This is a genomic window from Microbacterium sp. (assembly GCF_031988965.1).
In the GTDB taxonomy this organism is placed as follows: Bacteria; Actinomycetota; Actinomycetes; order Actinomycetales; family Microbacteriaceae; genus Microbacterium.
Genome location: NZ_DALZXX010000072.1, coordinates 1 through 14,243 on the forward strand (window position 1 = coordinate 1; position 14,243 = coordinate 14,243).

Below are 14,243 nucleotides of genomic sequence, written 5' to 3' on the forward strand. Positions count from 1 at the left end.
TGGACGAACGGCGGAAGGTCGCCCGGGGTCGTGAGCACCGATTCGAAGAAGGCGGGCAGATCGTCGAGCAGCGTCAGAGCCGCGATCGCCTGCGGGTTCTCCCGGCCGGTCGCCCCGCCGATCCGCCCGTGGGCGAGCAGTTCGTCGAGGTCGCGGAGCGCGCGCGCCACCCGCTCCTTCTCCGCCAGATCGGCAGCCGGGAGATCCGTGCCGGCGAGCTGGTCGCCCGACACGTCGCCGAGGCCCGGCACCGGGGGCGCGCCCTCCTCGAGGTCGCGGAGCATGGGCTCGTCGTCGAGATAGCTCGCCCATCCCGACGGCATCACGCAGAGCGCGTCGACAATGCGCAGGCCGCTGTCGGCCGCGCATCCGAGCACTTCGTCGATCTCGACGGTGTACGGCAGCACGAGTCCGTCGCGCGTCGAGTACGCCTCGACGTCCGTGTACACGACGGCGGCCAGGGCATCCGTCTTGTCCACCCGCGCGACGAGACCGACGGCGGCGTCCGCGTACTCCTCGAGCGAGACACCGTCGTCCGGCAGATCGATGCGCATCGCTCCATGCGTGCGGGTGCCGCGGAAGGGGAGCAGCACCAGGCTCCGGCGCGGGGTGAACCCGGCGAGGGAGGGGACGATGCGGAGGAATTCGGAGGAGCCGGAGGCCCGGAGCACAGTTGTCATCCGGCGAGTGTCGTCGAGTCCGTGACGTGTCCGGCGCGGTTCACAGGCCGAGCACGGGCCGGAGCGGGAGGCGGCGGATGTGCAGGAGCAGTGGGCCGCGCCTCGCCGGGGGTCGCGTACCATGGAGCCATGGAGAACTTCTGGGTCGCAGCGGCATGGTCGATCCTTCCGACCATCGGTGTGAGCGTCGTGTTCTTCTTCGTGATCCGAGGGATCCTGCGGTTCGACCGCACCGAGCGCAAGGTGCATGCGCGCATCGAAGCCGAGGAGCGCGCCGCCCGGGGCCTCCCGCCGCGCTCCTGAGCTCTGTCCGTCCCATCCGCTACTGTGTAGCCAACGCACCGTCCCCGGTGCCCACTGAGGCGCATCCCCGTCGAAGTGCCGCCCGTCGGGAGGACGAGGTATGACACCCGACACCTGGGCAGCCTGGATCGCGGCGTTCATCCTGGTCCTCGATCTGACGATCCGCATCACGGCGATCATCGTGATCCCGCGGAATCGGCGACCCACGGCGGCCATGGCCTGGCTGCTCGCCGTCTTCTTCATCCCGTTCGTCGGCGTCTTCCTCTTCCTGCTGATCGGCAACCCGCGTCTGCCCCGGGCCAGGCGGCGCAAGCAGGATCAGATCAACGAGTACATCGCCGAGACGAGCGAGCATCTGCACTTCGGCACGCTGCGTCCGAACGCGCCGAGCTTCTTCCCGCCGTTGGTCGAGATGAACCACCGTCTCGGGGCTCTTCCGCTCTCGGGCGACAACGGCGCCCACCTCATCTCGAAGTACCAGGAATCGCTCGACGCGATGGCCGACGAGATCCGCACGGCCGAGGACTACGTCCACATCGAGTTCTACATCCTGCAGTCCGACGCGTCGACCGACAACTTCTTCCGCGCCATGGAGGAGGTCGCCGCCCGCGGCGTGCACGTCCGCGTGCTGCTCGACCACTGGGCGAACCGGTGGAAGCCCAAGTACCGCGCCACGATCAAGCGGCTGAACGCCATGGGCGCGCACTGGCACCTCATGCTCCCGGTGCAGCCGCTCAGGGGACGCATGCAGCGCCCCGATCTGCGCAATCACCGCAAGCTCCTCGTCGTCGACGGCAAGGTCGCCTTCCTCGGCTCGCAGAACGTCACGGACTCGACCTACAACCTGCCGAAGAACATCAAGCGGGGGCTGCACTGGGTCGACCTGATGGTGCGCATCGACGGCCCCGTGGTGCTGAGCGTCAACGCGATCTTCCTGAGCGACTGGTACAGCGAGACCGACGAGGTGCTGCAGGAGATCGACATCTCGCACGCCGAAGCGGGCTCCGGTGATCTGGACTGCCAGGTGGTTCCGTCCGGCCCCGGGTTCGAGGTCGAGAACAACCTGCGTCTCTTCCTGGGGCTGCTGTACGCGGCCAAAGAGAAGATCATGATCGTCAGCCCGTACTTCGTGCCCGACGAAGCGCTGCTGCTGGCGGTGACCGCGGCCGTCGACCGCGGCGTCGAGGTCGAGCTGTTCGTCTCGGAAGAGGGCGACCAGGCGATGGTCTACCACGCCCAGCGCAGCTACTACGAGGTGCTGCTCAAGGCCGGGGTGCGCATCTGGATGTACCGCAAGCCCTACATCCTGCACACCAAGAGCCTCACGATCGACGATCAGGTCGCGGTGATCGGCTCGAGCAACATGGACATGCGGTCGTTCGGTCTCAACCTCGAGGTCTCGATGCTGGTGCGCGGCGAGGAGTTCGTCGCCGAGATGCGGGTCGTCGAAGACGAGTACCGCTCGCTCAGTCGCGAGCTCACGCTCGAGGAGTGGAAGCAGCAGCCGCTGCGTTCGACCGTGCTCGACAACCTCGCTCGTCTCACCTCGGCACTCCAGTAGCGCGACCGTGGCACTCGACGGGGTGTCCGCAAGATCGTCGGAGCGATAATCTGTGGGGCATGGCCCTCCCCACACGCGCCGCTTCCAGGCCAGCCACTGCTCTGTCCGTCGCCGCACTCTCGGCCGCCGCACTCCTGCTGCTCGCCGGATGCACGGCAGGACCCGGCGCCACTGCTCCCAGCTCCACGCCCGTGCCTTCGAGCTCGTCGGGCGCAGACGGAGACGACTTCGACGACATGGAGGCGACCGTCCTCGACGACGGGCGTATGTTCGCGGTCGTCACCTGGGGGTCGTCGACGTGCGTGCCGCAGGTCGACACGGTGTCGGCGAACGGGCAGACCGTGACGGTGGAGCTCGTCGACTCCGGCGATGCGGATGCCGTGTGCACGGCGGACATGGCGCAGCGCGCGAGCATCGGAGGACTGCCCGAGGGGGTGGACCCCACGAAGGAGATCACGCTGCAGGTCACGTACGGCGATGTGACGGACGACGTCGACCTCGACGGCGATGCATCGTTCACCGGGGCCCCCGGATCCTCGACCGAGTACACGTCGTCGGCCGGCTGGTTCGATGACGGCTCGCTGGTGCTGCTCACCTGGGGATCATCGGGCTGCCTGCCCATCGTGGAGGGCATCGAGGGTTCGGGCACGAGCGGAACCGTCACCTTCGCCGACGACGACAGGGCGTGCACGATGGACATGGCGCCCCGCGCGACGATCATCGCGTTCGGCGACGATCAGGTCGAGGACGACGACTTCACGCTGAACCTCGTGGGCGGCGGGCTGGACGGTACCGTTCAGGTACGCGGCTGATCAGCGCCGACCGCGACGGATCAGCGTCGAGCGCAGCAGCTCAGAGCGCCGAGACCGGGTGCCCCGCCGGGAGCGCGAGCAGCAGTGCGTTCGCATCGACCCGGCAGGTGACCCGCACCGCGAGGCCGAACTCGTCGCCGTCGAGCTCGATCGGGAGAGGTCGCGGTCCCGCGGCCTCAGCCGCCAGCCCGCGGAAGTAGTGCACCGATGCATCGCGGCCCCGTCGCTCGAGCACTCGACGCCCGGCGCGGGAGCGGCGCAGCACCGAGTTGTCCCACCAGATCTTGCGCCACACGCCCAGCCATCCGAGAACGCCGGTCGGCTGGATGACTGCGACGTCGAGGATCCCGTCGGTGATCGAGGCGTCGGGGATCAGCGCGATGCCCGCGGGCAGGGTGCCGCAATTCGCGAACAGGATGCTGTGCACCTTCGTGGTGTGCAGTCGACCGTCGTCGATCTGGAACACCGCACGGAAGGGCTCCGCGGTCACGAGCGACCTCGCGGCGCCGTCGACGTAGGCGATCCAGCCCATCGACTTCTTGAGGTCGGGTCGGGTGTTCGCGATCATGTCGGCATCGAGGCCCATGCCGGCCAGCACCACGAAGGCGTGCTCCTCGTGCTCGCCGTCGGCGCGGGTGAGCCGAGCCCAGCCGATGTCGATCGGGTGGCGGAAGTCGCCCAGCGCCGCCCTGATCATCTCGTAGGGATCGGCGAGGGGCAGCCCGAGGTTCCGCGCCAGCAGGTTGCCCGTGCCGCTCGGCAGGATCGCCAACGGCACGCCGCTGCCGGCGATGGCCTCGGACACGGCGCGCACCGTGCCGTCGCCTCCCGCGACGAGGACCACCGAGACCCCGCGCGCCAGCGCCAGGGCGGTGACACCCTGACCGGGGTCATCGATCGTGGTCGTGTAGAACGCCGGCCGTTCCCACCCCGCATCGCTCGACAGAGATCGAACCCGGTCGCGAAGATGCCTCTCATCGACCTTGACGGGGTTGTAGATGAGTGCCGCCTGCCGTCGGACGGGGGCGCTCTGAGTCATGGCGCTACTCTAGCCGCGCGGCGGGGGAGGTCGCGGTCGACGCATCTCCGCGATCGTGGGTGCTCGGGAGCTCTGTGTCGGCGCGTTACCGCACGCCTGGTGGTCTCGCTGCCCGCCTGGATACCGTGAGACCGCATCCCCGCGTTGATCGACGCATATCCCGAGCCGCTCGGTCGTAGGGTGATGGAGCAGTGCCGACGACCCCTAGCCCGCCCCGCCCGCAGGAGCCAACGACATGTCAGAGCAGAGCCAGACCCAGAACGAGATCGACTCCCATCTCGCGAAGCAGAAGTCGCGTCGGAAGCTGTGGATCGTCGGCGCCGCGGTGGCCGTCGTGGCGGTCGCCGCCGCGATCACCATTCCCCTCGTCGTGCAGAATTCGGCGCCGGCCGCAGCAGGAGGCGGCGAGGACCTGATCCCGCTCACCATCGCCGACACCGCGCAGAGCGACTTCCAGGATGCGATCGTCGAGGTCGGCCGAGAGAACGGCCTCGACCTCACGTTCGTGAACTTCGACGACCCGTACCTGCCCAACACGGCGCTCCTCGAGGGAGAGGTCGACGGCAACTCCTTCCAGCACGTCGCATGGCTGAGCCAGTTCAACAAGGAGAATCAGGCGGACATCACTCCGGTCTTCTCGACCGTGATCTCGTCATGGGGGCTCTTCTCGGAGGACGTCGAGTCCGCGGACGATCTTCCGCAGGGTGCCCGGATCGCGGTACCCGACGATCCCGCCAACTTCTCGCGCGCGCTGTTCATCCTGCAGACGGCCGGGGTCATCGAGGTCGACGAGGATGCAGGAGTCTTCCCGGTGGAGGAGGACATCACGTCCAACCCGCGCGGCATCGAGCTGGTCCGACTGGCGCACGAGTCCGTGCAGACCGGATACAGCGACCCGACGATCCAGGCCGTCGTGATCGCGACCGACGATTTCGACCCCGCGCTCGGCATCACGAGCGATGACGCCATCGTGCTCGAGGATTCGGCAGCGACCACCTCGAGCCCCTATGTGATCGTCGTGGCGACGACGGAAGACCGTGCAGACGACCCCGCGTGGGATCTGCTCGAGAAGACGTACCGCGACGAGCGCGTCGTGACCGCCCTCGAAGAGGAGAAGCGCGGCGAAGCGAGCATCGTCGAGCTCCCCGTCGGCGACCTGCGTGCCGCTCTCGACGAGCTCACCGCGCAGTGACCTGCTCTCGCGTGGCGACGTCCACGCGACCACAGTGAGGTTCGAATGACAGATCGCATCCGGCTCGCCGGGGTCTCGAAGGACTACCCCGTCGCGGGCAAGGGAGACCCGGTCCGGGTCCTCCGCGACGTGGACGTGTCGGTTCGCGCCGGTGAGGTGTACGGGCTCATCGGTCGATCGGGAGCGGGGAAATCCACCCTGCTGCGCATGATCAACGGGCTCGAGACTCCGACCGAGGGACGCGTGCTCGTCGACGGTGTGGACGTGCACCGACTCTCCCCGACAGAGCTGCGCACGCTGCGACACCGTGTGGGGATGGTGTTCCAGCAGTTCAACCTGTGGAACTCCCGCACCGTCTTCAGCAACATCGCCACCCCGCTCAAGCTCGCGGGATGGGAGGACCAGGCGATCTCCCGGAGGGTGGGTGAGCTGCTCGACTTCGTCGGCCTCGGCGGAAAGGCGTTCGCGCGTCCCCGTCGCCTGTCCGGGGGCCAGAAGCAGCGCGTCGGCATCGCGCGCGCGATCGCCGCCAAGCCCTCCGTGCTCCTCGCCGACGAGGCGACGAGCGCCCTGGATCCGCAGACGACGACCGAGATCGTGGACCTGCTGAAGTCCGTGAACGCCGAGTTCGGGATCACCATCGTCGTCGTCACGCATGAGATGGACGTGATCAGCCGCCTCGCCGATCGCGTGTCCATTCTCAGTGACGGCGAGGTCGTCGAGTCGGGCGATATCCACCAGATCCTCGCGAGACCGCGGCATCCGGTGACAGCAGGGCTCGTCGGATCCTTCACCCGCACTCACCTCACCGACGACGACCGGGCGGCGCTCGCCGCACGCTTCACCGGACGACGGATCTCGGTGTCCATGGACGGCGACGTGGCGGACGGCCCTCTGCTGTCGGCACTCGCCAGGGCCCACGAGATCGATTTCTCGATCATCCAGGGCGGCGTGGCCCGGGTGAAGGATCTGCCCTATGGACAGATCAGCCTCGCGCTGCACGGTGAGGATGCCGCGGTCGAACGCTTCCTCGGTGCACTCTCGCAGCGGACGGCGGTGGCGGAATGGTGACTCTCGACGTGCTCGAGCTCGACGTCGTGATCCCCAAGGTCGCACGTGCGCTGGGCGAGACCCTGTTCATGGTGACCGTCGCGTTCTTCCTCGCATCGATCATCGGTCTGATCCTCGGCATCTTCCTGTACGCGACTCGTCCCGGCCAGCTGCTGCACAGCCGCGTGGTGCACACGGTCCTCAACATCATCGTCAACACGCTGCGACCGATCCCGTTCATCATCCTGCTGATCGCATTGACGCCGCTGACGCGAGCGCTGATCGGAACGAGCATCGGGCCCGCGGCGGCCATCCTGCCGCTGACGATCGCCGCGTCGGTCGGCATCGCTCGGGTCGCCGAGACCAATCTCGTCGCCGTCGACCCCGGGGTCATCGAGGCCGCGAAGGCCGTCGGCGCGTCTCCTCTGCACATCCTGTTCGGTTTCGTGGTCCGAGAGGCGTTCGGACCTCTCCTCCTCTCGCTGACGTTCATCTTCGTGGCGCTGATCGATGCGACGGCCGTCGCCGGTGCGGTCGGCGGCGGCGGTCTCGGAAACCTCGCGCTCACGTACGGGTATCAGAGGTTCGACTACGCCGTGATGATCCTGATCATCATCGTGCTCATCGGTCTCGTGCAACTGGTGCAGTTCGTCGGCAACCGCATCGCGCGCCACTTCATCGACGGATGACCGCTCGGCTGCCGGCTGGTCCTCGTCGCATCGTCGTGATCGGTGCAGGCGTCATCGGCGCTGCGGTCGCGGCGCGCGCCGCCGAGCGGGGGAGCGATGTCGTGCTGCTGTCCGCGGAGGCAGCGGGCAGCACGGCGGCATCACGTGCGAGCTTCGCGTGGGTCAATGCCCATGGCAAGGCTCCCGAGTCGTACAGGCGCCTCAACGAGCAGGCGCTGCGCCGTCATGTCGAGCTCTCCGGGCGGCATCCGTCGCCGTGGTTCGTCGCGACCGGAGCCGAGGTCGACGGAGTCGTCCACCCCGATGAGGGGTACGTCGACACGCACGCCTACCTCGCCGCGCAGCTCGACGCCCTCGCCGCCGCGGGTGGGAACGTGCGAACGGCGGCGCGGGCGGAGAGCCTCGACGAGGTCCGGCGACTGCACGGACCGCTCGACATGATCGTGGTCGCAGCCGGCGCCGCGACCGCGGCGCTCGTGGGTGGCGATGGGCATCGTCCCGTCCGGCTGAGGTCGTCGTCCGGGCCCGTCGGATTCCTCGCCCGGATCCGCGTCGACGACCACCCGGTCCGTCGAGTGCGGTCGGCGGGCTCCAGGTGCGTCCCGACGGCATCGGCATGCTCGCCGCGCAGAGCCTCACCATCGAGGACACGCTGCGGCGCGCCGGAGTCTCGGCGTCGGTCGAGACCGTGTGGCCGACCCTGCACGCCGAGATCGCGCGACGGTTCGACTGGCGCGTCCCCGATACCGCCGTCGTGCGGGTGGACCATGCGCCGAGGCCTCTCGCCCCGGACGGCCTGCCGGTCATCGGCGCCGTGAGCGAGGATGTCTATGTCGCCCTCACCCACAGCGGAGTGACACTCGCGCCGCTTCTCGCCGAGCTCATCGCCCGTGATCTGCACGGCGACACCGACCCTCGACTCGTGCCCTTCCGCCCCTAACGATCGGACGCCCCATGACGACTGCTGCTGCCACCGACCCGAGCGCGCTGCTGGCCGGGCTCCCCGCGCGCCAGGGATTCGGCGATGCGACGCTCATCCGCCTCGCTCCCGGGTCGATCGACCTCGGCGGAGGAAACCCCGCGACCGATCTCCTGCCGATCGACGTCTATCAGGATGCCTTCGGCGCCGTCACCGGGAGCACGGAGTTCAGCGCCCTGCTGAAGTACACCCCCGCGGCGGGACTGCCATCGCTCCGAGAGGCGATCGCGCGGCGGGAGGGCGTCGCGCCCGAACGCATCCTCATCACGAACGGAGGAGCGCACGGTCTGGCCCTGGCGGTTCTGGGCACCCTCGATCCCGGCGACGTCATCGTCGTCGACGACCCGGTGTACCCGCTCTTCCTCCGAGTGCTCGATCTGATCGGGGTCTCGGTGGTGCCCGTGCCCGTGGCGGCGGACGGCATCGACACCGACGACCTCGAACGCAGGCTGAGCGAGGGACTGCGACCGAAGGCGCTGTTCACGGTCCCGACTTTCCAGAACCCGTCCGGAGTCACCCTGAGCACCGCGCGCGAAGCGGCACTGGTCGCGCTCGCCGAGAGATACGGATTCACGATCATCGCGGATGACCCGTACCGTGCGATCGCGTTCCCGGGCACCGCCGTGCCTGACCGGGCCGCGTTCCGCAGGTCTGATCGTGTCCTCGCCGTCAACACGTTCTCGAAGACGCTCGGACCGGGTCTCCGACTCGGGTGGATCGTGCTCCCCGAGGGAGCGGCAGAGGGGTACACCCGTCTGCGCAACCGCCTCGACGGCCAGACCAGCGGCGTGCTGCAGGCTGTCGTTCAGCGGATGCTGGACGACGACCGCCTCGACCCGTCGATCGTGGCCGCGGGAGCCGCGTATGCCGGAAAGGCCCGCGCGCTCACGGATGCTCTGCGGGAGGAGTTCGGCGATGCCGTGCAGATCCCGAACCCCGCCGGAGGATTCTTCGCCTGGCCGCGGTTCACCGGCGACGTCGACTTCGCCGCCCTCTTCGAGGCCGCCCAGGATCGCGGTGTCACCTACCAGCGAGGCGAATGGTTCGCTGCGCAGGGAGAAGGCTTCGCAGGATTCGCGCGGTTGTCGTTCTCCGAGGTGAGCATCGCGGATCTCCGGGAGGGCGTCGCGCGCCTCGGCCAGGCGTGGCGATCGCTCGGCGGGCGCGGATGACGCGCCCGGCGCGCACCATAGACTTGGTGGATGATCGACCTCGCACTCCTCCGCGACAACCCGGAGATCGTCCGCCGTTCTCAGGCCGCCCGTGGCAACGACCAGGGCACCGTCGACACCGCACTCGAGGCTGATCGATCGCGCCGCTCCGCGCTCTCCGCGTTCGAGGAGCTGCGGGCCGAGCAGAACGCCTTCGGCAAGCAGGTCGCGAAGGCGCCCAAGGACGAGAAGGCCGCGCTCGTCGCGCAGGCCAAGGACCTGGCTGACCGCGTGAAGCAGGCCCAGCAGGTGTCGAACGAGGCCTCGGCCGCGGCATCCGCCGCTCTCGCGCGCATCGAGAACGTCGTCATCGACGGCGTGCCGGCCGGCGGCGAGGCGGACTTCGTCGAGCTGCGCCGCGTCGGCGAGGTGCCTGCGTTCGACTTCGAGCCGCGCGACCACCTCGAGATCGGCGAGATCCTCGGCGCGATCGACATGGAGCGCGGCGCGAAGGTGTCGGGCGCTCGCTTCTACTTCCTCCGCGGCATCGGCGCCCGTCTCGAGATCGCGCTCATGAACCTCGCGCTCGACAAGGCCCTGCAGAACGGCTTCGTGCCGCTCATCACGCCGACCCTCGTGCGGCCGGAGATCATGCAGGGCACCGGATTCCTCGGCGAGCACGCCGACGAGGTCTATCACCTCGACAAGGACGACGACCTCTACCTCGTCGGCACCAGCGAGGTCGCTCTCGCCGGCTATCACAAGGACGAGATCCTCGACCTCGGCGACGGGGCGATGCGCTACGCCGGCTGGTCGACCTGCTACCGCCGCGAGGCGGGCTCGCACGGCAAGGACACCCGCGGCATCATCCGCGTGCACCAGTTCAACAAGCTCGAGATGTTCGTCTACACGACGCCGGAGGATGCCGAGGCGGAGCACCTGCGCCTCGTCGCGTTGCAGGAGGAGATGCTGACCTCGCTCGGCCTCGCCTATCGGGTGATCGACGTCGCCGCCGGCGATCTCGGGTCGAGCGCCGCGCGCAAGTACGACATCGAGGCATGGGTTCCCACGCAGGGCGCGTTCCGCGAGCTGACGTCGACCTCGAACTGCACGACCTACCAGGCGCGTCGACTCGACATCCGCCACCGCCCGGCCGCCGCCGGTGCGGGGGCGCAGGAGGGTCAGGCCGCCAAGACGCAGCCGGTCGCCACCCTCAACGGCACCCTCGCCACCACCCGGTGGATCGTCGCCCTGCTCGAGACCCACCAGCAGGCCGACGGCTCGGTGCGTGTGCCCGAGGTGCTGCGCCCGTACCTGGGCGGCCTCGAGGTCTTGGAGCCGACCGCGTGACGGCTCCCTGGCTCGTCGGCCTCGACGTCGACGGCACGATCATCCTGCAGGACGAGATGATGAGCCCCGGTGTTCCCGAGGCCGTCGCCCGGCTGCGGGATGCCGGCCACGAGGTGACGATCGCCACCGGGCGCAGCTGGATGGCGACGCGGCGCTACGTCGAGCTGCTCGGTCTGACGGCGGAGTTCGTCGTGTGCTCGAACGGCGCCGTCACCATGCGCCGCGTGGGCGACGACTGGGAGCGGTGGCACGTCGAGACGTTCGATCCCTCGCCCGTGCTCGCGCTTCTGCGCGAGCGCCTTCCCGAGGCCAGGTACATGGTCGAGCTGGGCGACGGCAAGCGGCTGTACACCGAGCACCTGGACGATTGGACGCTCGACGGCGGCCGTCAGGTCGACTTCGACGAGCTCGTCGCGGAGCCGGTCTCGCGCGTCGTCGTGGTCTCACCGGGACACGATGAGGACGACTTCCACCGACTCGTCGCGGATGCCGGGCTCAACGAGGTGTCGTATGCGATCGGCTGGACGGCGTGGCTCGACATCGCTCCGCAGGGGGTCGACAAGGGCACGGCACTCGAGCGCGTGCGCACCGAGCTCGGGTTCGAGCGCGGTCGGGTGCTCGTTGCCGGCGACGGCCGCAACGACATCGGGATGTTCGGGTGGGCGCTCGGGCTCGACGGGCGTGCGGTGGCGATGGGGCAGGCGCCCGACGAGGTCAAGGCCGCAGCGGGCGAGGTGACCGAGGATGTCGAGGCGGGGGGACTCGCGATCGCACTCGACACGCTTCCAGCAGCCGCCCAGGTCAGCGCGGGAGAATAGAACTCGGCTAGACTCACGGCTTGTCGGCAGATTCGTCTGTCGGGAGGGTTGTCCGAGCGGCCGATGGAGCTGGTCTTGAAAACCAGTGGGCAGAGATGTCTCGTGGGTTCGAATCCCACACCCTCCGCTTCTTGAGCACGGTGTCCCCACACCGGAACGCCGAACCGAAAGGCCCCGAGTGAGTCAGAACACCCGCCGCCGCCGCACCGTCGCCCGACATGGGCAGCAGAAGACCCCCGGTGCCGTCAGCCAGCTTCTGAAGTTCATCGCGATCGGCCTCGCGGTCGTGCTCGTCAGCGGGTTCGGCGTCGCGGCCTACATCGTCTACGACCTGTCGAGCACGGTGTCGGCGAACGCGGTCGACCTCGAGGGCCAGGAAGACCTGCCGCCCGACATCAGCGCCTACGAGGGCGGATTCAATCTGCTCCTCACCGGTGTCGATGCGTGTGAGGAGAAGTACGCGCAGTACTTCGGAGACCGCTGCAGCGGCGGCGACTCCGAGGGCACGCTCAACGACGTGAACCTGCTCATGCACGTCTCCGAGGAACCGCGCCGCATCACGGTCGTGAGCTTCCCGCGCGACATGATGATCCCGATCCCCGAGTGCGAAGACGCCGAGGGCACGGTCCACTCCGCGATGAGCAAGCAGCAGCTCAACGTCGCCTACACCGACGGCGGCCTGAACTGCGTCGCGAAGACCATCTCCGACCTCACGGACCAGGAGGTGCAGTTCGCGGCCTCGGTCACCTTCGGCGGTGTCATCGAGATCACCAACGCGATCGGCGGCGTCGAGGTCTGCCTCGCCTCTCCGATCAAGGACCGTCACACGAGCCTCGACCTCGCGGCCGGAAACCACGTCATCGAAGGCCTCACGGCGCTCCAGTTCCTGCGCACCCGTCACGGCGTCGGCGACGGCAGCGACCTCGGACGCATCGGAAACCAGCAGCAGTACATGTCGAGCCTGGCCCGCAAGCTCATCAGCGGCGAGACGCTCGGCAACGTGCCGATGATGCTCAAGCTCGCGACGACCGGCCTCGACAACGTCGAGGCGAGCACGTCGCTCGCCGACCCGATGAAGATCGTGCAGATCGCGCTCGCGGTGAAGTCGGTGCCGTTCGAGGACATCGTCTTCCTGCAGTACCCGACGTTCACGGATCCCGACAACCCCAACCGGGTCGTGCCGGACAAGGACTCGGCTCAGACTATGTGGGACGCGATCAACGCCAACTCGCAGCTGCAGGTCACGCACGAGAACACGGAGAGCGACGGCGTCATCCTCCAGGACCCGAACACCGGTGCTCCCGTCGAGACGCCGACCGAGGGCACGCCCACGGAAGAGGTCCCCGACCCGACCGCGACCACGCCCGGTGTCGTGGCGCTGCCGGACTCGATCAAGGGCAACTCGGCAGCGCAGCAGACCTGCTCGAACGGTCAGGTCGACGGCTGACCCACGTCTGAGGTACGAGAGCACCCCTTCCGGATTCGGGAGGGGTGTTCTGTTCTCACTGACGTTCGGGGTGCGGTTCCGGGGGATAGAGCACGTCGAGCAGGGACTCGACGATGCCCGGCATGTCGACGCTCGGATCGATCATCCACTGCAGCTGCAGTCCGTCGGCGACCGCCTGCACCACGCGCGCGGTGGTCTCGGGATCGAGCACCGCGCGGCGCTGGCCGTCGGCCTCGAAGCTCTGCGCGATCGTCTCGCGCAGCCGCTCGCTGCGATCGAGGAAGAACTGGTGCGCCGGATGTTGCGGGTCGACGGCATCCACCGACAGCCGCGAGAACAGCTCGACCATGCCGGGGGTCCGGGTGTTGCGGCGTACCACCTCGAGGAACACGGTCTTGGCCTCGCCCGGATCGAGCTGCTGCGGATCCCGCCCCTCGTGCTCGTCGCGCTTGCGCAGCACCTCGGTGAACAGCTCCTCCTTCGACCCGAAGTAGTGCAGCAGTGCGGCAGGCGTGACGCCGACGACCTCGGCGATCTGCTTGAGCGAGGCGCTCTGGTATCCCTTGGTCGCGATCACGTCGAGCGCGCTCTCGAGGATCTCCTCGCGTCTGGCGACGCCCTTCGCGTATGAACCTCGTCGTGCCATGCCTCGACACTAATCCTGAACGACGTTCGACAACGAATGATGCCGCTCCGCCGACCCCGTCGGCAGAGCGGCATCGGCTCAGGAATCGGCGCCGGCTCAAGCCGGGAGGACGAGCTCTCCGTTGCGGCGGTGCGGCAGCCGCGCGAGAGCCTCATCGCGCAGAGTCTCCGGCAGCAGGGAGGGCGGAGCGTCCTGGAACGCCAGCGGACGGAGGAACCGCCGGATCGCGGAGGCCCCGACCGAGGTGTGCAGTGAGGTCGTGGCCGGCCACGGTCCACCGTGCTGCTGCGACCAGGTCACGGCGACGCCGGTCGGCCAGCCCGCGAACAGCACGCGTCCCGCGCGCTCCTGCAGCAGTTCGAGCGTCTCGGCCGGGTCTTCGGAGGACTCGGCGTGCAGGGTGGCGGTGAGGCTGCCCGGAACTCGGGAGAGGGCCGCGTGCAGGTCGTCGGTGGAGTCGTAGCGCACCAGCAGGGTGACGGGACCGAAGCACTCCTCGAGGAGCGTGTCGGGTCGCTCGGCCACG

Annotated in this window: 14 protein-coding genes, 1 tRNA gene and 2 pseudogenes; 13 read left to right on the forward strand and 4 right to left on the reverse strand. The window is 68.6% G+C overall.

What is annotated here, in order from left to right; all coding sequences use genetic code 11:
* Positions 1-680 (reverse strand): DUF4192 family protein (locus RTM68_RS12000; protein ID WP_312171172.1); only part of this gene is annotated, 680 nt, incomplete at its 3' end.
* Between the two features lie 129 nt (positions 681-809).
* Between RTM68_RS12000 and RTM68_RS12005 the strand changes: the two genes are divergently transcribed.
* The 3 genes from RTM68_RS12005 to RTM68_RS12015 all read left to right on the forward strand — a co-directional run bounded on the left by RTM68_RS12005 (position 810) and on the right by RTM68_RS12015 (position 3,356).
* Entirely contained in the window at positions 810-983 is a 174-nt protein-coding gene (locus RTM68_RS12005; protein WP_194762715.1) for a hypothetical protein, read from the forward strand.
* Positions 984-1,083: 100 nt separating this feature from the next.
* Positions 1,084-2,544, forward strand: a complete 1,461-nt coding sequence (gene cls / locus RTM68_RS12010) for a cardiolipin synthase (RefSeq protein ID WP_312171174.1) — start codon at positions 1,084-1,086, stop codon at positions 2,542-2,544.
* 59 nt (positions 2,545-2,603) lie between these two features.
* Complete coding sequence (locus tag RTM68_RS12015; protein WP_312171177.1) at positions 2,604-3,356, forward strand: hypothetical protein; 753 nt, start codon at positions 2,604-2,606, stop codon at positions 3,354-3,356.
* A 40-nt stretch (positions 3,357-3,396) separates the two neighbouring features.
* Here the strand turns inward: RTM68_RS12015 and RTM68_RS12020 are convergent, their stop codons facing one another.
* Positions 3,397-4,395, reverse strand: a complete 999-nt coding sequence (locus RTM68_RS12020; RefSeq protein ID WP_312171178.1) for a diacylglycerol kinase family protein — start codon at positions 4,393-4,395, stop codon at positions 3,397-3,399.
* 235 nt (positions 4,396-4,630) lie between these two features.
* Between RTM68_RS12020 and RTM68_RS12025 the strand changes: the two genes are divergently transcribed.
* The 10 genes and pseudogenes from RTM68_RS12025 to RTM68_RS12070 all read left to right on the forward strand — a co-directional run bounded on the left by RTM68_RS12025 (position 4,631) and on the right by RTM68_RS12070 (position 13,071).
* Entirely contained in the window at positions 4,631-5,587 is a 957-nt protein-coding gene (locus RTM68_RS12025; protein ID WP_312171180.1) for a MetQ/NlpA family ABC transporter substrate-binding protein, read from the forward strand.
* 45 nt (positions 5,588-5,632) lie between these two features.
* On the forward strand, positions 5,633-6,658 hold the full coding sequence (locus RTM68_RS12030) for an ATP-binding cassette domain-containing protein (protein WP_312171182.1): 1,026 nt from the start codon (positions 5,633-5,635) through the stop codon (positions 6,656-6,658).
* Positions 6,652-7,326 carry a methionine ABC transporter permease gene (locus RTM68_RS12035; RefSeq protein ID WP_312171185.1) on the forward strand — a complete coding sequence of 225 codons (675 nt, stop codon included), beginning with the start codon at positions 6,652-6,654 and terminating at the stop codon, positions 7,324-7,326. Before RTM68_RS12030 ends, RTM68_RS12035 begins: the two co-directional genes overlap by 7 nt.
* Positions 7,323-7,781, forward strand: a pseudogene (locus tag RTM68_RS18970) (FAD-dependent oxidoreductase); the annotation flags it as partial. The gene RTM68_RS12035 and the pseudogene RTM68_RS18970, both read left to right, overlap by 4 nt.
* A 140-nt stretch (positions 7,782-7,921) precedes the next feature.
* The gene (locus RTM68_RS12045; protein ID WP_312171190.1) at positions 7,922-8,266 is read left to right on the forward strand and encodes an FAD-dependent oxidoreductase; all 345 of its coding nucleotides are present in this window, start codon (positions 7,922-7,924) and stop codon (positions 8,264-8,266) included.
* Between the two features lie 14 nt (positions 8,267-8,280).
* Positions 8,281-9,477 carry a PLP-dependent aminotransferase family protein gene (locus RTM68_RS12050; RefSeq protein ID WP_312171193.1) on the forward strand — a complete coding sequence of 399 codons (1,197 nt, stop codon included), beginning with the start codon at positions 8,281-8,283 and terminating at the stop codon, positions 9,475-9,477.
* Positions 9,478-9,507: 30 nt separating this feature from the next.
* Positions 9,508-10,806 carry a serine--tRNA ligase gene (serS, locus tag RTM68_RS12055; RefSeq protein WP_312171195.1) on the forward strand — a complete coding sequence of 433 codons (1,299 nt, stop codon included), beginning with the start codon at positions 9,508-9,510 and terminating at the stop codon, positions 10,804-10,806.
* A complete protein-coding gene (locus tag RTM68_RS12060; protein ID WP_312171197.1) occupies positions 10,803-11,624 on the forward strand; it encodes an HAD family hydrolase in 822 nt (273 codons plus the stop codon). Before serS ends, RTM68_RS12060 begins: the two co-directional genes overlap by 4 nt.
* 42 nt (positions 11,625-11,666) lie before the next feature.
* Positions 11,667-11,751 (forward strand) — tRNA-Ser (locus RTM68_RS12065).
* Positions 11,752-11,802: 51 nt separating this feature from the next.
* Positions 11,803-13,071, forward strand: coding sequence for an LCP family protein (locus tag RTM68_RS12070; RefSeq protein ID WP_312171199.1), 1,269 nt, complete (start codon positions 11,803-11,805; stop codon positions 13,069-13,071).
* A gap of 55 nt (positions 13,072-13,126) precedes the next feature.
* On the opposite strand, the gene RTM68_RS12075 is transcribed toward RTM68_RS12070, so the two are convergent.
* A complete protein-coding gene (locus RTM68_RS12075) occupies positions 13,127-13,717 on the reverse strand; it encodes a TetR/AcrR family transcriptional regulator (protein ID WP_312171202.1) in 591 nt (196 codons plus the stop codon).
* A 96-nt stretch (positions 13,718-13,813) separates the two neighbouring features.
* Positions 13,814-14,243, reverse strand: a pseudogene (locus RTM68_RS12080) (aldehyde dehydrogenase (NADP(+))); the annotation flags it as partial.

Bases quoted from the DNA above. Each gene is read 5' to 3' on its own strand.
- RTM68_RS12005 (WP_194762715.1), top strand. From the start codon at position 810: ATGGAGAACTTCTGGGTCGCAGCGGCATGGTCGATCCTTCCGACCATC.
- cls (WP_312171174.1), top strand. From the start codon at position 1,084: ATGACACCCGACACCTGGGCAGCCTGGATCGCGGCGTTCATCCTGGTC.
- RTM68_RS12015 (WP_312171177.1), top strand. From the start codon at position 2,604: ATGGCCCTCCCCACACGCGCCGCTTCCAGGCCAGCCACTGCTCTGTCC.
- RTM68_RS12020 (WP_312171178.1), bottom strand. From the start codon at position 4,395: ATGACTCAGAGCGCCCCCGTCCGACGGCAGGCGGCACTCATCTACAAC.
- RTM68_RS12025 (WP_312171180.1), top strand. From the start codon at position 4,631: ATGTCAGAGCAGAGCCAGACCCAGAACGAGATCGACTCCCATCTCGCG.
- RTM68_RS12030 (WP_312171182.1), top strand. From the start codon at position 5,633: ATGACAGATCGCATCCGGCTCGCCGGGGTCTCGAAGGACTACCCCGTC.
- RTM68_RS12035 (WP_312171185.1), top strand. From the start codon at position 6,652: ATGGTGACTCTCGACGTGCTCGAGCTCGACGTCGTGATCCCCAAGGTC.
- RTM68_RS12050 (WP_312171193.1), top strand. From the start codon at position 8,281: ATGACGACTGCTGCTGCCACCGACCCGAGCGCGCTGCTGGCCGGGCTC.
- serS (WP_312171195.1), top strand. From the start codon at position 9,508: ATGATCGACCTCGCACTCCTCCGCGACAACCCGGAGATCGTCCGCCGT.
- RTM68_RS12075 (WP_312171202.1), bottom strand. From the start codon at position 13,717: ATGGCACGACGAGGTTCATACGCGAAGGGCGTCGCCAGACGCGAGGAG.